At 46.4% G+C, this 18,195-nt stretch carries 16 protein-coding genes; 9 read left to right on the forward strand and 7 right to left on the reverse strand.

Annotation, left to right across the window (positions count from 1 at the left end; genetic code table 11):
* The first annotated feature begins 149 nt into the window (after positions 1-149).
* On the forward strand, positions 150-4,349 hold the full coding sequence (gene fdhF, locus A6E01_RS04800; protein ID WP_065209698.1) for a formate dehydrogenase subunit alpha: 4,200 nt from the start codon (positions 150-152) through the stop codon (positions 4,347-4,349).
* A gap of 76 nt (positions 4,350-4,425) precedes the next feature.
* Here fdhF and A6E01_RS04805 read toward each other — a convergent pair whose 3' ends face one another.
* Both A6E01_RS04805 and A6E01_RS04810 read right to left on the reverse strand, forming a co-directional pair.
* Complete coding sequence (locus A6E01_RS04805; protein WP_198598442.1) at positions 4,426-5,709, reverse strand: serine hydrolase domain-containing protein; 1,284 nt, start codon at positions 5,707-5,709, stop codon at positions 4,426-4,428.
* 28 nt (positions 5,710-5,737) lie between these two features.
* Complete coding sequence (locus tag A6E01_RS04810) at positions 5,738-6,130, reverse strand: RNA polymerase subunit sigma (RefSeq protein WP_065209700.1); 393 nt, start codon at positions 6,128-6,130, stop codon at positions 5,738-5,740.
* A gap of 190 nt (positions 6,131-6,320) precedes the next feature.
* Between A6E01_RS04810 and A6E01_RS04815 the strand changes: the two genes are divergently transcribed.
* Positions 6,321-7,868, forward strand: a complete 1,548-nt coding sequence (locus tag A6E01_RS04815) for a cryptochrome/photolyase family protein (RefSeq protein ID WP_065209701.1) — start codon at positions 6,321-6,323, stop codon at positions 7,866-7,868.
* Positions 7,869-7,873: 5 nt separating this feature from the next.
* Positions 7,874-8,110: a hypothetical protein gene (locus A6E01_RS04820; protein WP_017029691.1), complete on the forward strand. Its 237-nt coding sequence runs from the start codon at positions 7,874-7,876 to the stop codon at positions 8,108-8,110.
* Positions 8,111-8,271: 161 nt separating this feature from the next.
* Here the strand turns inward: A6E01_RS04820 and kdgR are convergent, their stop codons facing one another.
* The gene (gene kdgR, locus A6E01_RS04825; protein WP_017029692.1) at positions 8,272-9,057 is read right to left on the reverse strand and encodes a DNA-binding transcriptional regulator KdgR; all 786 of its coding nucleotides are present in this window, start codon (positions 9,055-9,057) and stop codon (positions 8,272-8,274) included.
* Between the two features lie 217 nt (positions 9,058-9,274).
* Here kdgR and A6E01_RS04830 point away from each other — a divergent pair, with 217 nt between their 5' ends.
* Both A6E01_RS04830 and A6E01_RS04835 read left to right on the forward strand, forming a co-directional pair.
* Positions 9,275-9,802, forward strand: a complete 528-nt coding sequence (locus A6E01_RS04830) for a YgjV family protein (protein ID WP_017029693.1) — start codon at positions 9,275-9,277, stop codon at positions 9,800-9,802.
* A 119-nt stretch (positions 9,803-9,921) separates the two neighbouring features.
* Positions 9,922-10,599 carry a DUF3047 domain-containing protein gene (locus tag A6E01_RS04835; RefSeq protein ID WP_017029694.1) on the forward strand — a complete coding sequence of 226 codons (678 nt, stop codon included), beginning with the start codon at positions 9,922-9,924 and terminating at the stop codon, positions 10,597-10,599.
* On the opposite strand, the gene A6E01_RS04840 is transcribed toward A6E01_RS04835, so the two are convergent.
* On the reverse strand, positions 10,591-11,415 hold the full coding sequence (locus tag A6E01_RS04840; RefSeq protein WP_017029695.1) for an FTR1 family iron permease: 825 nt from the start codon (positions 11,413-11,415) through the stop codon (positions 10,591-10,593). The genes A6E01_RS04835 and A6E01_RS04840 overlap by 9 nt on opposite strands.
* 318 nt (positions 11,416-11,733) lie before the next feature.
* Here A6E01_RS04840 and A6E01_RS21400 point away from each other — a divergent pair, with 318 nt between their 5' ends.
* The 4 genes from A6E01_RS21400 (at position 11,734) to A6E01_RS04855 (ending at position 14,762) form a co-directional block, all read left to right on the forward strand.
* Entirely contained in the window at positions 11,734-11,889 is a 156-nt protein-coding gene (locus tag A6E01_RS21400; protein ID WP_017029696.1) for a hypothetical protein, read from the forward strand.
* A gap of 235 nt (positions 11,890-12,124) precedes the next feature.
* On the forward strand, positions 12,125-13,006 hold the full coding sequence (locus tag A6E01_RS04845; RefSeq protein WP_026026246.1) for a LysR substrate-binding domain-containing protein: 882 nt from the start codon (positions 12,125-12,127) through the stop codon (positions 13,004-13,006).
* A gap of 137 nt (positions 13,007-13,143) precedes the next feature.
* The gene (locus A6E01_RS04850; RefSeq protein ID WP_017029698.1) at positions 13,144-14,037 is read left to right on the forward strand and encodes an acyltransferase; all 894 of its coding nucleotides are present in this window, start codon (positions 13,144-13,146) and stop codon (positions 14,035-14,037) included.
* 167 nt (positions 14,038-14,204) lie between these two features.
* Positions 14,205-14,762, forward strand: coding sequence for a sugar O-acetyltransferase (locus A6E01_RS04855; RefSeq protein WP_017029699.1), 558 nt, complete (start codon positions 14,205-14,207; stop codon positions 14,760-14,762).
* A gap of 60 nt (positions 14,763-14,822) precedes the next feature.
* Here the strand turns inward: A6E01_RS04855 and A6E01_RS04860 are convergent, their stop codons facing one another.
* The 3 genes from A6E01_RS04860 to A6E01_RS04870 form a co-directional block, all read right to left on the reverse strand.
* Positions 14,823-16,004: a multidrug effflux MFS transporter gene (locus tag A6E01_RS04860; protein ID WP_065209704.1), complete on the reverse strand. Its 1,182-nt coding sequence runs from the start codon at positions 16,002-16,004 to the stop codon at positions 14,823-14,825.
* 111 nt (positions 16,005-16,115) lie between these two features.
* Positions 16,116-17,504, reverse strand: coding sequence for a HAMP domain-containing sensor histidine kinase (locus tag A6E01_RS04865; RefSeq protein WP_017029701.1), 1,389 nt, complete (start codon positions 17,502-17,504; stop codon positions 16,116-16,118).
* Positions 17,501-18,187 carry a response regulator transcription factor gene (locus tag A6E01_RS04870; protein WP_065209705.1) on the reverse strand — a complete coding sequence of 229 codons (687 nt, stop codon included), beginning with the start codon at positions 18,185-18,187 and terminating at the stop codon, positions 17,501-17,503. The genes A6E01_RS04865 and A6E01_RS04870 overlap by 4 nt, the downstream gene beginning before the upstream one ends.
* Positions 18,188-18,195 lie beyond the last annotated feature (8 nt).

The raw sequence follows: 18,195 nt of genomic DNA on the forward strand, positions 1-18,195 counted from the left end.
CTACCAGTCACATTATTTGTATGACAAATAGCCAAGAGGCTTATTTCCATAGTAGTATTGTGGAATTGAATAACCTTGCCTAACGCGCGGTTATTCTTATTCAAATAATAAAATTCCCGCACGACGGGGTGAGTGATTAGGAGTTGGCTATGGTTCAGATTGTCATTGATGGAAAGTATCGTGTAGTAGAGCAGGGCATGACTTTGCTTGAGGCTGCCAATGTGTGTGGTGTGGAGATACCCTCACTGTGTGGTGCTAACAAAAGTGGCGAGAAGGTGCCGTGCGACTTATGTGTGGTAGAGGTTGAAAGTGGCGGAGTGCAGCGCTCTTGTGAACTTGAGGTGCACAATGGACTGAACGTTGTCACTCAATCTGAACACCTGAGTGAACATCGTCGTCAAGCCTTGAACCGCATCATGACCGACCACTACGCCGACTGCGAAGCGCCGTGTAAAACGGCTTGCCCTGCGGGTGTTGATATCCAATCTTATCTGTATCACATCGCTCAAAATGATCATCAAAAAGCCATCGAAGTGATCAAGCGTACCTTGCCTATGCCCCTCTCTATTGGGCGCGTTTGTCCTGCTTTTTGTGAAACTGAGTGCCGCCGTGGATTAGTGGATGACTCCATTGCGATCCGCCAATTGAAGCGTCATGCGGCCGATGCTGATCTAGAGGCTCAAGAAGCCTACATTCCACCAAAGAAAGACGATAAGAATAAGCGTATTGCCGTTGTGGGCAGTGGGCCTGGCGGTTTGACGGCGGGATATTATCTGTCCAATGAAGGCTATGAAGTGACGGTATTTGAGTCTATGCCTCATGCGGGCGGATGGCTTCGTTACGGTATCCCTGAGTATCGACTGCCTAAAGATATCCTAGACAAAGAAATTGAATTGATGTGCCGTAATGGCATGTCAGTGGAGTGTGGCAAGAAGCTTGGTGAAGACTTTACGCTTTCCTCATTAAGCGAGGAATACGATGCGGTCTGCCTTGCGGTGGGCGCGTCTAAAGCGGTTGAGATGCATTATGCAGGCAGTGAGTTGGCTGGCTGTTATCTAGGTGTCGACTACCTAAAAGACTATGTTACTGAGCAAAACTACACCACAGGCAAAAAGGTTGCCGTCATTGGTGGTGGTAACACGGCGATTGATTGTGCCAGAACCGCTGTACGTGATGGTGCAGACACCACCTTGATCTATCGCCGTACTCGAGCGGAAATGCCAGCGGAAGACTACGAGATAGAAGAAGCAGAACACGAAGGGGTGAAGTTTCACTTCTTGACTAACCCAGCAGAAAACATTGCGGATGAAAATGGTCGAGTAACCGCCATTCGCCTTGAAAAAATGGAGTTGGGTCCCGCCGATGCATCGGGCCGTCGCAGTCCAAAAGCGACGGGTGAATTCTTTACTGAAGAATTTGATACCGTGATTGCAGCGGTTTCGCAAAAGCCAGACTTAAGCTTTATGGATGATGAGCAACTAGAGATCCCTCTGACTCGCTGGAACACCGCCGATGTGAACCCTGAGACCCTGCATACGGGTACGGGAAACATCTTCAGTATTGGTGACTTTCGCCGTGGCCCTGCTACAGCAGTAGAAGCTGTGGCCGATGGTCGCATTGTTGCTCAAGCCATAGATCGCTTCTTTGAAGGGGATATGGATAACGTTCCTGCGATGCCATTTAATTCTCGTAAGGGGAAAACCGTCAAACAGGTTGATCCTCTGCACTTCCAAAACATTCAGAAAGTTGCACGCAGCATTATGCCTGAGCTGACTAGCGCTCAACGTGAACAGAGTTTCTCTGAGGTAGAGTTAGGCTTTGATAATGCCGAGGCGATGGCAGAAGCCGCTCGCTGTCTTGAATGTGGCTGTCAGGCAAATACCGACTGTGACCTTCGTGATTACTCCACTGAATATGGAGCAAAACAGTCATTCAAGGGCATCGTAGAGATTAAGTCTGATGCTGACTGGCAGGCAATGCGCAGCAGTGATAGTCGCAGTAAGTTCTGTGTTGATAATAGCTCTGAGTTTATCGTGTTTGATGCCAACCGCTGTATCAGTTGTGGTCAGTGTGTACAGGCGTGTCGCGAGCAGTCTGTGCACGGTGTGCTTAGCTTTATGACCAATCAAGATGGTCGCCCTGCGGCGCGCCCTGAGTGCCGCCCAAACTTCGGGCCAAATCAAACCCTGATGGGCGATTCTGCCTGCGTTCAATGTGGCGCGTGCATTCAGGTGTGCCCAACGGGCGCAATGATGGATGGTCGTGACCGAGCGCAAGGTCGTATTGAAAACCTTAAGGTGGTGGATACTATCTGTACCTATTGCGGCGTGGGTTGTAAGGTCAGCATGCATGTGGATGAAGAGGCCAATACCATTCGTTATGTGAAGGGCGGGGATTCACCCGTAAACGAAGGCATGCTTTGTGTGAAAGGCCGCTTTGGCTTTGACTTTGTTGGCAGTGATGCACGCTTAACAACGCCACTGATACGCAAAGATGGTTGGTTGCAGCCTGCATCATGGGAAGAGGCCATTGAACTGGTTGCCAGCAAGTTTGGCTCTATTAAGCAGACCTTTGGTGGCAATGCATTAGCGGGTTTCTCTTCGGCAAAAACCACCAACGAAGACAACTATGCCTTCCAGAAATTAATCCGTCGCGAGTTTGGCACTAACAACGTCGATCACTGTGCACGCTTATGTCACGCCTCAACAGTAACGGGGCTAGAGGCCTCATTGGGCAGTGGCGCCATGACCAATGATATCCCAAGTATTAAGCACTCCGATGTTATCTTTGTTATTGGCTCAGATACGACAGCCGCGCACCCAATCATTGCCTCACACATTAAGCAGGCGATTCGACATAATGGTGCCCGCTTGATTGTCGCAGACCCTAAACGCATTGGACTCGCTGATCATGCTGAGCTCTACTTGGCGCAAAGACCGGGTACCGATGTGATGCTTCTTAATGGTGTGATGCAACAGATCATCAAGAACGGTTGGTACGATATGGATTATATCGAAGACCGCGTTGATGGCTTTGATACCCTGCTACAAGAGGTGATGTCTCCAAACTACGCCTTAGATAAGGTGGAGTTGGTGACCGGCATTAAGGCTGAAGATGTGTATGCTATGGCTCGCACCATAGGTACGGCAAAACGTACCGCTGTTTATTACGCCATGGGTATAACCCAGCACACCACAGGCCATGAAAACGTACGCTCTATTGCTAACCTGCAGCTACTATGCGGCAACATTGGCATAGAGGGTGGCGGTATTAACCCGTTACGCGGACAGTCCAATGTTCAGGGGGCTTGTGATATGGGGGCTTTACCCAACAACTATCCGGGCTACCAGAAGGTATACAACCCGCTTGTACATCAGAAATTCGCCATTGAGTGGAATGCGCCGAATCTGCCTACTGAAGCAGGCTTGACCCTAACGGAGATCATTGATGCGGCGTGTAAGCGTGAGGTTCGAGGCTTGTATGTTATGGGTGAAAACCCAGTACTTAGCGATCCCGATCAGGCGCATGTGCTTGAAGGTTTAGAGGCGCTGGATTTTTTGGTGGTACAAGATATCTTTCTCACTGAGACTGCAGAATATGCTGATGTAGTGTTGCCATCGTGCTCGTTTGCTGAAAAATCGGGTCACTTTACCAACACTGAGCGCCGAGTTCAGCGCTTGAATCCTGTGGTGAATCCACCGGGTGAAGCGCTTGAAGACTGGGTGATCATCCAAGATATTGCCAATGCTATGGGTGGCGCTTGGGACTATAAGCATGTGAGTGATATCACCTATGAGATCACCCGCGTGACGCCGCAATACGCAGGGCTAGGTTGGGATGCCATTCCTGCTGTGGGTAAGCACTGGCCAAGTAACAAGAACAACCCTCAGGGCACGCGTATCATGCATAAGGAGCAGTTTACGCGTGGCAGAGGGCAAATGGAGGCGATTCCATTTAGGTATGCCGCTGAGCTTCCCGATGAGGAGTATCCTCTTATCCTGACGACAGGTCGCATTCTTGAGCAGTTCCACACCGGAACCATGACTCGCAAGACAAAGGGATTGGATAATCTAGCGGGCCCAAGAGCGATGATCAGCGTGGCAGATGCCGAAGAGATGGGGATTGGCAACGGTGAGATGCTGAGCGTTTCTACTCGTCGTGGCACCATTGATATTGCAGCCTTTGTGACCAAGCGTATTCAAAAGGGCGTGGTATTTATCCCATTCCACTTTGTCGAGTCACCGGTAAACCGCTTAACTAATACGGCGAAAGACCCACACTCAAAGATCCCAGAGTTCAAGGTTGCTGCGGTTAAAGTGACTAAGAAGTGTGAAGAAGCGGTAAGCTAATCATAGGCTCCAGAAAGGCCAGAGTACTGGCTTTTCTGGAGAGTTGTCAGCAATTAGCTTTAAGCTGACAGCTATTTTAGTTAAAAGACTTCGCTATCTGACGAGCATAGCTCTCTTCTTGGTTATTCCCGTCACCGCTTGAGAAGAAGGCGATAACGAGATCTTTACTTGGTGAGATATACAAACCTTGACCGCCGACACCAGATTTAAAAAGGTCTCCGTCTTCAAATATGGCATCGAATTGGAATGCGTTTCGCAATCCCGTATCATCATAAAACGAGTGCGCAAATTTTTGTCCCGCAAAGCCCTTGTGATAGGCGCTTGGGTTTCCTGAAGTTTGGATGAGTTCTATCACGTCACTTCCAACACCTTTATGGCCTGCCAGTTTTGGTGCAGATGGGGTTAGCATCATGCCATATTTGGCCATATCTTCTAAAGTAGAGTTCATAGAGAAGAACTGTAGCGGGTAGCCACCGTGTGGAGAAACCGCTACAAAGGCATCATTGTTTGCGCCCATGTATTGCCACATATGTTGCGATACAATTTCATTCATTGGCTTATTGATGACGTTCTCTACAATACGGCTTATGACGAAGGTATTGATAGAATTGTACTCAAACTTTTCCCCGCCAGGTCCTCTGCGATGCATTTCAGCTACGGTTTCCAATGGCATTTGCTGGCCTTCACCTTCAAATAGACCTATTGATACGGCCCACTTAAACCATGGCTGTTCGGGATTAGTTCGTGAGTCATGATTTGGCTCATCGTGTTCGGTAGCGTTTAAGCCGGTTGCCATATTTGCAGTATCGTAGACCGTAACGCTATCCCAGTCGCTACCTTTTAGCTCTGGAATGTATTGAGAAACAGGAGCTTGCGGATTGACCTTTCCTTCAATTACAAGCTTGGCTAGCTCGATACCAGAGGTGATCTTAGCGTTAGAGAACCAGTTATGCTTGTCCGTTTTGCGCATAGTGTTATAGCGCTCAAATACAATCTCTCCTTTCTTCACAACCAAAAAACCATCTACAGGGAAGCTATCCAGATGCTCGTTTAGCGTTTTGGCTTCGCCATGTACTTTGGCTGTTATCATACCAATGTCGTTATTTAAAGCGTACGGGAGTTCATACACCTGACCGTCACGAGTGATCTGTGCTGTCGGAAAAAATCGGCTCATGTTCTGCCATGCGTATTGTGACTGCGGTTCAGGAAACTGAATCTTCACCTTATTGTCTTTCTCCAGAAAAAAATCATGGATCTGCTGGATTTCTTGAGGAGTTGCGGTCTCATTGATACTCGGCTTCGCCATTACGACTCCGGTACTTAGCGTTGCTGCAATAGATAGTGCGATATTATTTTGCATGGGATTACGACCTGTATGATCCATTGAACTAGTTAAGAACCGTATAACCACGACCCACCATGCAATTTCGCATGATGTCGCGCTCAGCTATTTCGTGTTGTTCTTCGTTGTATTTCTTTTCTGCGCCATGAGACAAGGCGCCACCTATGATGCCAATGCCGGCACCAACCTTCGCACTCTTAGAACCACTCCCACCAGAGATCGCACCACCGGCAGCTCCTAGTGCCGCACCCTTGGCAGTGGAACCCACCAGGTCATGGCCCAGGGAATCAGTTTGTTTCTGCTCTGCTTGCTCGCTATAGGCTTGGCACTCGTAGAGATCGGCATGGTATTTTTCTTGGTCGACCCCTTTGGTATCGACGATGATGTTTGCGTAGCTTGCTAGTGGCAGGAGCGCTAGGAGCGTCGCTGCTTTTGTCATTCGTTTCACGTTACTGTCTCGATTGAAGATGATGTGGACAGGTTAAGTGCTGACCAAAACATATATAAATCGTCGTTGATGGACTTAATCATGCAAATCTAGGTTTTGAGGTGCTACGTTTACAGTGATCATTTAGAGACGCTGGTGAGTATCTAAATGGATAGGGACATAATTAGATAAGGGAAAATGAATGAAATACGCCTGCGTGCGCCTGGTTCTTGGTGATCAATTGAATATCCAGCACTCCTGGTATGAACAAGTTAGCGACGACATTTTGTATGTGATTGCCGAGCATCATCAAGAGGCGACGTACGTGAATCACCACGTTCAAAAGATCTGTGCCTTCTTTTCCGCTATGTCGCTCTTTGCTAAGACATTGAAAGATAAAGGCCATCATGTTTTGCACCTGACTCTGGATGACACTCAGGCGTTCTCAACATTCAGTGAGCTGCTTACTCATCACATTAAAGAGGTGCAGGCGTCGCGTTTTGAATTTCAAAGGCCGGATGAATACCGACTCCTTACACAACTACTCGCACTAAAGTTCCCCAACTGCGTTAGCAAGATGGTGGAAAGCGAGCACTTCCTATTGCCGTTTGACGACATTGCTCAGCAGTTTCCCGAAGGTAAGCATGTGCTGATGGAGCACTTCTACCGCCGTATGCGCAAGCGCTTTGATATCTTGATGGAAGAGGAAAAACCGCTAGGGGGGCAGTGGAACTTTGATAAAGAGAATCGTAAAAAGCTGACAGTAAAAGATGTCGCTTTGGTGCCTGAACCCTTGATGTTTGCAACTGATGTTCAAGATATCGTGCTGCGATTAGAACGGCATAAGGTCGCGACCTTAGGTAGTTTACAAGGTGAGTTGCTGTGGCCTGTTTCTCGGGAGCAGAGCCTGCAGTTGTTGGTGTATTTTTGTCGAAGTTGTCTACCTAACTTTGGCCGCTTTCAAGACGCAATGACTGAAAAAACACAGCATTCATGGAGCCTCTATCATTCTCGCCTCTCTTTTTCTCTCAACAGTAAATTGCTTTCACCCTCTGAGGTAATTAGTGCATCGGTAGACGCGTTTTTACATTCTGAGGGAGAGATAGATATCGCTCAGGTAGAAGGCTTTGTGCGCCAAATACTAGGATGGCGAGAGTATATTCGCGGAGTGTACTGGGGCAATATGCCTAGCTATGCTAAGAAGAACGCCTTGTGTGCAAACAACACACTGCCAGATTATTTTTGGACTGGGAAAACCCAGATGTCTTGTCTTCGAGCCAGCATATCGCAATCGCTGGATTACGCTTACGCACACCATATTCAGCGCTTAATGGTGACAGGGAACTTTTGCCTGATCACCGAGATAGACCCAGACCAAGTAGACCAGTGGTACTTGGGTGTATACGTTGATGCCATTGAGTGGGTAGAGATGCCGAATACTAGAGGAATGGCACTATTCGCCGATGGAGGGGTAGTGGCCACCAAACCGTATGCAGCCAGTGGTGCTTACATTAATAAGATGAGCGACCACTGTAAGGGTTGCCATTATGACGTAAAGAAAAAAGTGGGAGAGCGAGCCTGTCCGCTGAACAGCTTGTACTGGCGCTTCATGAATAAACACAGAGAAAAATTGTCGAAAAACCCGCGTACACGCATGATTTTCAGTGCTTGGGAGCGGATGGGTGATGAGCTAAAACAACAAACCCTGCAGCAGGCTGAAATCTACCTTAATCAACTTGAGGACCTGTAAAATTGATGAGTGACTCTATGCCTATCTCACAGGTCTTCTTCCAACTTGAGGCGCATTATGGGCGCTTTATATGGTGGCCAGAACCCGATCCCTATCGAATCATGGTGGGTGCCTTCTTGGTGCAAAATACCAATTGGCGAAATGCGCAAAAGGTGTTAGATAACCTTGGTGATGACCTAGCGCCCGCAACGATTCCAACGCGTCATTGCCGAGGTCTTTTATCGGCAATCTCTTCGTTGTGAAGATCCCCGATAAGAGCACTCGGGGATGTCGGGATTAGAAGCGCTCGCGTATGACCTAAGACAGAAGACAGAGGTACTTGACTCGACTTGTGCTCAAATGTCAGGCTATCAGCTATCAGCTATCAGCTATCAGCTATCAGCTATCAGCTATCAGCTATCGACTAGGCGACAGGGTAGTCGTGGTAACCTAATTGTTCTGAGATTCGCTTACCTGCGTGTTGTAGCATTTTTACGTACTCAGGCTTACGGTCAATATCAAAACGAATAGTCGGGAAAGAAACCGATACTGAGGCAATAATGTTGCCAAAGCGATCATAGATAGGTGAGGCTATACAGCGTAGCCCTGGTTCTTGCTCTTCGTTGTCTTCACCAAAGTGTTGTTTAGCAACGAGTTCCACTTCACCCATCAACTGGTCTGCATTTTCGTGGGTTTTGTCGGTATGCTTGATGAACTCTACAGGCTCTAAGATACTTAGGGCTTCGTCATGACTTTTGCCTGCCAACAACACCTTGCCTATTGCAGTGCTGTAAAGAGGGTTACGTCGACCTACACGAGAGTGCATACGTAGGTTGTAGCTAGAGTCTATTTTATGAAGGTAGATGATTGCGCCTTCATCCAGAGCACCAAGGTGAACTGTCTCGTTGGTTTGATTGGATATCTCACGCATCTCTTTGTCAGCAATATCGATCAGATCAACGTACTCTAAGGCTTTAGCGCCCAGCTCAAATAACTTAAGCGTGAGTGCGTATTTATCGGCTTCTCCTTCCTGGGAGACAAAACCAAGCATCTTCATGGTTTGCAAGAATCGATAGGTGGTTGCCTTTGACATCATTAAGCGCTGTGAAAGCTCAGATACACCAATCTCTTTTTGCTCAGCGAGAGCTTGTAAAATATTGAACACCTTTAGTACCGATGAAACGGCTTCAGGCTGTGTGGATTTTTCCATCCTAGTCCTTGTTTTTTATTACTGCATTTTTTCGGAAAGTATACAGACAAAAAGCCATTGAGTCAGTTATTTCAAAAATGCTTTTCATTATTTTGAAACCGAACAGATTTGTTGAGGATATATTCAGTACTTCTAATAATAAATAGATGAAACGACGTTTTAAAATGTATACTGTGTAAATTATTAGAAATTAGTAATCGTGCCGGTGAGAGAGTAGATGTCAGATCTTCATTTTTGGGGACAAGTATTAGGGTTTGTAGGTTACGCCATTGGTGTGTCTACGTTTTATCAAAAAGATGATAGACGTTTAAAGATCATGATGATGGTATTCAACATTAATCATGTGTTCCACTACCTGTTGCTGGGCTCAATGATGTCTGCGTTGAGCGCTCTACTTTCCGCGATGAGAACGACGACATCAATTTTCACGTCTTCTAAGTTAGTTGCATATATCTTTATTCTCGCATCTGGTTTGCTGGGATATACCCTTGCGGAAAGCTGGGCGGACATCTGGCCAATTTTAGGAACCGCCATTGGTACCTATTCGGTATTTGTCCTAAAGGGGATCCCTATGCGTATAGGTTTTTTGTTAGGTGCATGCTGTTGGTTGGTCAACAATATTATCGTAGGTTCAATCGGTGGAACGTTATTAGAAATGACCCTGATTGGCGCTAATCTGTTTACTATGTTTCGCCTGCACAAAGAGGCACAGGTAACGAGTGTCACAGCGGAAGAAATACAATAGAGTTCTGAGTATCCTTGAATACAAAGCGTCATTCTGACGCAGGTCAGGATCTTCGAGTGCACATAGTTGTAAGATCCTAGTTACTTATAGACATGAAACTTAGTGGCTTAGGAATCGCAATGAAAGATAATAGCCTGCTCGCAATGATGCTCTTGGGTTGCATGTTAATGAGTCCCGCTGCATTCGCACAGGTAAACATTACCGATATTGCTCATGGCGGAATGGAGGCATGGAAAACCAAGGATATTACCACCCCAACTCGTTACAATGTCACCGACTATAAAAACCGGCCTGCGATACAGGCACGTAGCGATAATGCCGCTTCGGGTCTTGTCCTCAACAAGCGCATCGACCTCCTCGATACTCCTTACATGAATTGGTCATGGCTGGTAAAACAGTCTCTCCCTGCGCTTCAAGAAACCACCAAGCAAGGGGATGATTTTGCCGCGCGGGTATACGTGGTCATTGATGGAGGGATGAAGTTCTGGAACACAAAATCCATAAGCTATGTTTGGTCAAGTGCTCCGGCAGATGGTGAGGTTTGGGATAACCCCTTTGCAGGGGCTAATGTAAAAATGCTCGCCACCCGAGGTAGCGAGTCAAATTCTAAGCAGTGGTACGACGAAAAACGTAATATCTATCAAGACCTAATCCACTACTTTGGTGACAAGGGCAGCGATAAAGCCAATCAAGCAAGCTATCGCTATATCGATATGGTGGCGATTATGACCGATACCGATAATAGCGGAAGCCATGCAGAGTCTTATTATGGCGATATTATCTTTTCTTCACGATGAGTGTGCAGCCGCATTCAGCTTACTGTTGACCCTTTTACTCAGAGCAAAAATCACAACTAAGGTTGAGGTATAGACGATCAGCTGCATTAGGCTTGGCTTCTCTGTGTAGCCGAACACAACATGCATTACTAGCGCTAGCCAGTTTGTATGGTGGTCAAAATAAGGGGTGGTATTCCAAACCTGTGGAATGAGTGATGGAACAAGCCCTATCGAAGAGAGCTTTGCCACCGCGTTGGCTGCCATGCCTGCAGACAAGAAGGTCATGATCACAGCAAAAACATCAAACACCTTGCCAATATTGACGCGAATAAGACCAAAGTACATGAGCACGCCTATCACAATGGCTTCAAGCGCCCCAAATACACTGCCTAGTATTATAGAGTGAACCGATACGCCAGATTGGCTCATCAGCCCCAGCAAAAATAGTACGACCTCGCTGCCTTCTCGCACCACAGTTAGGAATGCCACAATAGAGAGTGAGAGCAGAGGTGAAGCAGCATCGGAGACATCAATATTAGAGATCTTTTGACCTATCTTTTTGCCCTCTGATTTCATCCAAATGACAGTCCAAGCAATAAGTAGGCTAGCAAGGATGAGGATGATAGCCCCGGTTAGTTTCGCTTTAAGTAGCGAAGCTATATAGGCGTTAGACAATGCCAAGCTAGCCAGTAAAATTGATACACAAACACCAGCGATACCGCCTAAAAGTATCCATTTATTTGCCCCCTTAACCTGATGTGTTGCCGCCAGTAGCAGGGTGATGATCAGCACCATCTCAAACCCTTCCCTAGAGACAATGGCCATACTTGCAAACATAACAACTCCGTTTATAAATGAAATGAGTTCTCATTATCAATAGAATGAGCGCCATGTTACAGATGGAAAAAGTGGAACTAAGATGCCGAATTTGGGATTACTGGTATAAAGGAAGTTCAGCCTCTCTTGGACTGGACTGATAGTAAAAAAGTATGATTCTGTGTGCTATTCGATAGCTGCTATCAATGGGTTTTCTGCCTTGATTGAAAATAACATAAGTCGGTTCCTTAAAGGTGATTTGTGTCGCTGTGATTGAGCTATTGTTAATGTATTGTGATTCGTAATGTTTAGGACTATTACGGATAAAGAGGATGTACCATGGTAGTGACAAAAGAGAACTTCAAGAAGGAAGTGGATAAGCGACACCAATCAGTATCAGACATGAAAGACAAAACGTTGCCAAAGTTTTTGGTGTTTTTTGCCTTGTTAGCGGGTTGGTGTTCCTTAGTGGTTTATTCGACGCTGACGAGTTAGTAGCAAATTGTTAACAAAAAAGGAGCAAAGGCTCCTTTTTTTGATCTCGTGCATAGCACTCATTATCTAGTTAATTATTTGTCTTTCAATACCTTAGTCTCTTTGTCTATCCTTCAGCCCGTTTTTGATATTCACGGTGTGACTGATTCGTGAGAATTAAGCTTTAGCCATCTAGACGTTTACACTTCACTATAAGGTGGGTATGTTAATAGGGTAGGGATCACTAGGATGGATGATGTTAGAACTAAAACACTTACGGACAATGCAAGGACTGGCCAAATTTGGTTCTATCGCTAGCTGTGCCGAGAACTTGCATATTACGCAATCGGCGATCTCTCATCAGCTCAAAGAACTTGAGGTAAGAGTTGGTGGGCAATTGTTCTATCGTAAGACCAAGCCGATACGTTTTACCTCTCAAGGGCAGATTATCATTGAGCTCGCGAATCGGGTTTTGCCACAGGTCTTGGCCACCGAACAGCAACTAAGCCAACCACAAGAAAATACCCGCTTTACCTTAGCCATTGATTGCCATTCTTGTTTTCAGTGGCTGCTACCAACAATCAAGCGCTTCCAAAGCCAATACGCAGAACTGGATGTAGACCTTGAGTCGGGTTTTCATCAGCACCCTCAAGAACGCCTGCTAGCGGGTGAGATAGATCTAATGATTACCTCTGATATCGAAACTCGCGGAGATATCCATTTTCTGCCATTGTTCGGCTATGACCTGCAACTGGTGATGAGCAGCGATCACCCTTTGAATGGTAAACCCTTCATTGAACCTACAGATCTAGCCTCAGAGATATTGCTCACTTACCCAGTAGATAAGCGCCGGATGGACGTTTATAACCTATTCCTTAAGCCAGAGCAGTGTGAGCCTCTTAAATGGAAGAAGGTAGACAATACATCAACGCTATTGCAGATGGTTTCAGGTGGCTTTGGGGTTGCGGCTTTGCCTGATTGGGCTGTGCGCACGTTTGAAAACCAAGACCTGATCTCTACAAAGCCATTGGGCGGCGGAATACGACGCCATTTATATGCAGGTGTACGCGTGGCAGACAGCAAGTTGGAGCATATACAGGCATTTACCGAATTAACACAGACACATCACGCCAACTAGAGCTCATCGGACGTGTTTCTGTTTTTCCTGCGTTTATGTGCGATGTTTGGTATTGATTAAAGAAAATGTGTTTTTGAGATTAATATGCGGTTAATTCTGATATATGATGACGCCTTCACATGCTACGGACTCAGCAAATGCTTAAAAATCTTCAGATGATCATGAATGTTTTCTTGGTCATGTTTAATACTGCTTACACCTCGTTTGTCGTCAGTATTCTGGCAATTATCAAAATAGTCTTGCCATTCGCCGGCGTCAAAGTCTCAATGAGCAAACTGGCCAACAAGCAGATGTGGCTTTGGGCAACGATTAATCTGTGGCTACTCAATGTCAATAACAAGATTGATTGGCAGATTGAGGGGGGAGAAAACCTTTCCACTGAGCAGTGGTATTTACTGATCTCCAATCACCTTAGCTGGGCTGATATCGTCATCTTATCTTCGGTGATGAAAGATAAGATCCCTATGGGTAAGTTCTTGCTTAAGCATAGCCTTTTATACGTTCCTTTTGTTGGCTTAGCATGCTGGGGTCTCGACATGCCGTTTATGCGTCGCCACTCCCATGAGTTTTTGGTGCGTAATCCTGAGCGTCGTAACGATGATTTTGATGCGATTAACAAGGCGTGTGAGAAGTTTCGACGTGTACCTACGACCATGATCAGTTTTGCTGAAGGCACTCGTGCTAATCCAGAGAAAATGGCGACGGCGAAGACCCCTTATCAACACCTGTTGAAGCCAAAAACTGGTGGCGTTGCATTTACCCTTAACGCTATGAACGAGTTATTGGACGGGGTAGTGGATGTCACTCTTGCTTACCCTGAGAACCGCGAAGACCCATTTAACGACTTATTGAAGGGACGTCTGACTAAGGTTGTGGTGAATATTCGAGTGTTTGATATTGATGAGAATCTGCGTGGCGATTACTTTAATGACAAAGTGTTTAAGCGCGGTTTCCACCGATGGCTCAATACTGTGTGGCAAGAAAAAGATGAATATTTAAAGGGTGTTTACTCACCAAATAAAGACCAGTAAGAAAGAGGCAGCAGTAGCTGCCTTTTTTACGTCCCCTCCCCATAACTCTAGCCTCACACTTCATAACTACAGAGCGTGACCATGTTCGATATTCTGAAATTCAATTCTCGCCTTTAGAACCCTCTTTTTGCATATTGCTGGTTCGATCTATTTCATCGGTAGTAGTAATGAAAACTGAAAAAGAAAAGATGCTGGCTGGAGAGGCGTATGAAGCATGGGATGAGGAACTTCTCGCAGAAAGAACACACTGTCGTAAGGCGGTAAAAAAATTTAATGAGACCTTACCTGGAACACCGAACTGGCGTTCTACTTTAGAAAATCTGATCCCAGGAAGCGGTGATGCTTATATTGAGCCACCGTTTCGCTGTGACTACGGCTCTAACATCAAGCTGGGCAAAAATTTCTATGCCAATTTCAATTGCGTCATCTTAGATGTGAATACGGTAGAGATTGGCGACAACGTGATGTTCGCTCCTAACGTGCAAATATACACGGCAGGTCACCCGGTTGATCCAATACAGCGCATCGAAGTGGGGATTGAGTTTGGCTTGCCTATTAAGATTGGCAATAATGTCTGGCTTGGTGGTGGCGTGATTGTCTGCCCTGGGGTGACCATAGGCGAAAACGCGGTTATTGGCGCGGGCAGTGTGGTTGTGAAAGATATCCCGGCTAACGTCGTAGCTGCAGGCAATCCCTGTAAAGTGATTCGTACTATTGACGTTTAGATTTAGGATGAGTCATAGCTGAATTTAAAAGGCGCTTCTTTAAGCGCCTTTTTTGATCCATTATCCGTTTGGCACTTCACTCTTGAAGCCTCGGTAGATATTGCCGTAGGTAATAATTGAAAACAGTGCAATGACACAACCAAGTTGCCATGCTTGGGTGAGCCCAAGGGCCATCAATCCCATACTAACAATCGAAGAAATCATCATTTGTCCGCCGCCCGACATTGCCGCCGCAACGCCGGCTTTACGTCCGTATGGCTGCATTATCATGGCCTGTGCACAGGGCAGAGCTAAACCATTGCCCAGCACCATAAACAGTTGCCCGATCATCAACCATAGAGGCTCTAACGGGCAGAATATCAGCCAAATAGCGCCAATCATTTGCAGAAACGGGGTGATTCGTAGGGTTTTATGGATGCCAATGGCTGGCCTGAGTCGGTTACTCAAAGAGGTACCAATCAGCATTCCTGCCGTTGGGATCAATGCCCACAAAGCGTATTGATCTGAGGTCATGCCAATTTGGTTTTGCATGATGAAGGGCATCAAGGAAACAGTGGTCACCACTAGGCTAAAGTTGAGCCATGAGATACTAGAAAAGCTAATGAAGTAGCGTGAACCGAGCAATTCTTTGTATTGCGCTATCATAGACCCCACAGAAGGAACCTTGCGCTTGTCTAACATCGTCTCCTTAAAGTTCATCATGAGCACTAGCCAAGCGACTGCGACATAACAAAGCAAAGAGATAAACACCATGCCCCAGCCAAAGTAGTGGTTAATAAAACCACCGATGACGGGAGCGACTAATGGAGTGAGCGAGGCAACCATGGCGATGTAAGAAAGTGCCGTAGGCAATTGTGAACCGGTGTAGCTATCGCGGGTTGATGCCCTTGCCAGAACGGCACAGCACCCTGTACCTAACCCTTGTAGGAAACGACCCAACACCATGGCGTGGAATGAGTCGGAATACAGGATAATGGCTCCCAACCCTAGCATGGCAATCAACAATCCACTCAAAAGCACTTTTTTACGGCCAAGAGCATCGGAAATGGGGCCATAGATGAATTGCGAAGGCCCAAATCCAAGTAAGTAAATACCTACTAGCAATTGAGCCTGATCCAATGTGATGGAGAAATCTTTGGCAATCCACGGAAGAGAGGGAAAAACGAGACCCATACTCAACTGACCAATACTGATGATCAAACAGGCGAGAAAAATAGGCTTTTTACGAAATAGCTGAGTCATGGGTGTCCGGCTTGGTATACGCGATGAGCATTAGAAGGAGAATCATCGTGCTAAATTAGAAATTGAACCGAGGGTTCATCTAGCAGTATACCAAGCTTGTATGACTTTTTCTTAGCCTTTTGTGTTAGGAATGTGAAAGACGATCTTAAGGCCAGTTTCTTGTATTGAATCGCTAAAACCAACATCGATATCCATCTCATGCAGTTTTGCTACTACCGCCACTAATGCGAGTCCAAGTCCATGCCCTGGGGTGTTTCGAGATTTGTCCGCACGGTATAAGCGCTGCATGATTTTCTGCTGTTGATCCTTAGGCACGCCAGGGCCATTGTCTTGGATAATGAGAGCGTCTTGGGATAGCTGTATACTGACATGTGCCTGATTGGGACAATACTTATAGGCATTATCGAGCAGGTTGTAGATCAAGCGAAACAGCAAGGATGGCTCACCTTTCATGGCCACAGGAGAGAGGTCTATAGAGAGTGTTTGCTGTTTTTCTTCTAGTTGCGCCTCGGCAAGTTCAGCTGCATCTTGAATGATGCGAGACAGGTCTAACTCCACAAACTGGCTTTTATCGCCGATATTCTCCAGCTTACTGAGTTCAAGCATGGCATTGAAGGTTTGCAGTAGGTCATCAAACTCTTGTTGGATCTGGGTCATTTGTTCATCAGTTTGTTGTCTGTGTTCAGCACCGCTTTCTAAGATGGATAGGCGGTTTTTGATACGAGTAAGGGGCGTTCTCAGATCGTGAGCAATAGCGTCTGTCACCCCTTGGATCTGCGTAATTGATGACTCGATTTCATCCAACATAGCATTGATGTAGTGCGCGATGTTATCCCACTCATCATGAGAGTTATTGGTTTGAATTCTGCCCCCAAAACGCCCTTTCTCTATCTGAGAAACCACAGAGTGTATGCCGGATAATTGTGACTTCATCTTGCGGCGTATTATCCAGCTTGGGATTAGTGCGATGAAAAAGGCACAAATGAGCACCACGATAGCGGCATTTTCAAAGTTTTCACGTACCTGCCATAGGTATTCGCTATCGGTGGCAACCAGAACAGAATAACCGTCCATTTCAAACTGGCAGCCTTCCAATAAAGAGAGGTTGCCACTGTTGCCACGGACAACAGGAAACGGCTTGAGTGTTGGGCATGACGGTAGCGTGCTTGGGAAATGATTGAGGGATCCATAGATCTCGCCTGTGTCACTTCGCAATACTGTAATAATGCCTTGTGGGTCGTAAAGGGTGTCATCAAGAAGGTCGGGCAGGGTGCTAGGTGCATTAGTTTCACTGGCGCTTAACAACTGCTGGGCGTGTTGTAGCAGGATTTGCTGACGTGACTGTATCAGCGGCTGTATGCTCAGTTGGTAGATGGTGAATAGTGCGACTGCTACGGCAAGCCAAAGCATGATTGCTATAGACAAAGAGAGTCGCCACAGAGAGTGACGACGCCAGGTGTTGATCACCAATGCCTTGCCTTGAGCGAGCAGGTTATTCATGTCGCTTTTACCATCCGATAACCAGCGCCGCGTACCGTTTCAATAAGGTTAGGTTGCCCTTCAATTTCTAGCTTCTTTCTCAGGCGCGCAATGTGTACGTCTATGACATTGGTTTGAGGGTCAAAATTGTAATCCCATACCGCTTCAAACAATAGCGAGCGCGTCACTACTTGCCCGGCGTGTTCTACCAAGTAGCGCAGTAGCTTAAACTCTTTGGCTTGCAGGTTAACCTTTTGCGAAGCAACAAAGACCTCTTGTGACAACAGGTCTAACTGAATATGACCATTGCGAAGCTGGCTCTGAATCGATGGGGCGGATGACGACACCGCTCTGCTTGCTAGGATCTCTACACGGGCTATTAGTTCTGCTAACGCGAAGGGCTTGGTTAAGTAGTCATCTCCCCCCTGTTTCAGCCCTTTTACTCGTTCATCTACACTATCTAGTGCGCTAAGGATAAGTACTCGAGCAGTGGTATTTGCTGCTCGTAAAGTGGAAAGTAAGGTGAGGCCGTCAATAGAGGGCAACATGCGATCGAGCACGATCACTTGATACTCGCCTTCAAGGGCAAGAAACAAACCATCCTGCCCATTATCTGCGCTATCTACCTCATAGCCTTGCTGTTTGAGTGATTGACAAAGATACTCTCGAGTATCCTTGTCATCTTCGATCACCAATACCTTCACTTAGATTG

The sequence above is a fragment of the Vibrio breoganii genome (assembly GCF_001677275.1).
GTDB lineage: Bacteria > Pseudomonadota > Gammaproteobacteria > Enterobacterales > Vibrionaceae > Vibrio > Vibrio breoganii.

Coding starts and splice junctions, on each gene's coding strand:
- fdhF (WP_065209698.1), top strand. CDS start 150: ATGGTTCAGATTGTCATTGATGGAAAGTATCGTGTAGTAGAGCAGGGC.
- A6E01_RS04805 (WP_198598442.1), bottom strand. CDS start 5,709: ATGCAAAATAATATCGCACTATCTATTGCAGCAACGCTAAGTACCGGA.
- A6E01_RS04810 (WP_065209700.1), bottom strand. CDS start 6,130: ATGACAAAAGCAGCGACGCTCCTAGCGCTCCTGCCACTAGCAAGCTAC.
- A6E01_RS04815 (WP_065209701.1), top strand. CDS start 6,321: ATGAAATACGCCTGCGTGCGCCTGGTTCTTGGTGATCAATTGAATATC.
- A6E01_RS04820 (WP_017029691.1), top strand. CDS start 7,874: ATGAGTGACTCTATGCCTATCTCACAGGTCTTCTTCCAACTTGAGGCG.
- kdgR (WP_017029692.1), bottom strand. CDS start 9,057: ATGGAAAAATCCACACAGCCTGAAGCCGTTTCATCGGTACTAAAGGTG.
- A6E01_RS04830 (WP_017029693.1), top strand. CDS start 9,275: ATGTCAGATCTTCATTTTTGGGGACAAGTATTAGGGTTTGTAGGTTAC.
- A6E01_RS04835 (WP_017029694.1), top strand. CDS start 9,922: ATGAAAGATAATAGCCTGCTCGCAATGATGCTCTTGGGTTGCATGTTA.
- A6E01_RS04840 (WP_017029695.1), bottom strand. CDS start 11,415: ATGTTTGCAAGTATGGCCATTGTCTCTAGGGAAGGGTTTGAGATGGTG.
- A6E01_RS21400 (WP_017029696.1), top strand. CDS start 11,734: ATGGTAGTGACAAAAGAGAACTTCAAGAAGGAAGTGGATAAGCGACAC.
- A6E01_RS04845 (WP_026026246.1), top strand. CDS start 12,125: ATGTTAGAACTAAAACACTTACGGACAATGCAAGGACTGGCCAAATTT.
- A6E01_RS04850 (WP_017029698.1), top strand. CDS start 13,144: ATGCTTAAAAATCTTCAGATGATCATGAATGTTTTCTTGGTCATGTTT.
- A6E01_RS04855 (WP_017029699.1), top strand. CDS start 14,205: ATGAAAACTGAAAAAGAAAAGATGCTGGCTGGAGAGGCGTATGAAGCA.
- A6E01_RS04860 (WP_065209704.1), bottom strand. CDS start 16,004: ATGACTCAGCTATTTCGTAAAAAGCCTATTTTTCTCGCCTGTTTGATC.
- A6E01_RS04865 (WP_017029701.1), bottom strand. CDS start 17,504: ATGAATAACCTGCTCGCTCAAGGCAAGGCATTGGTGATCAACACCTGG.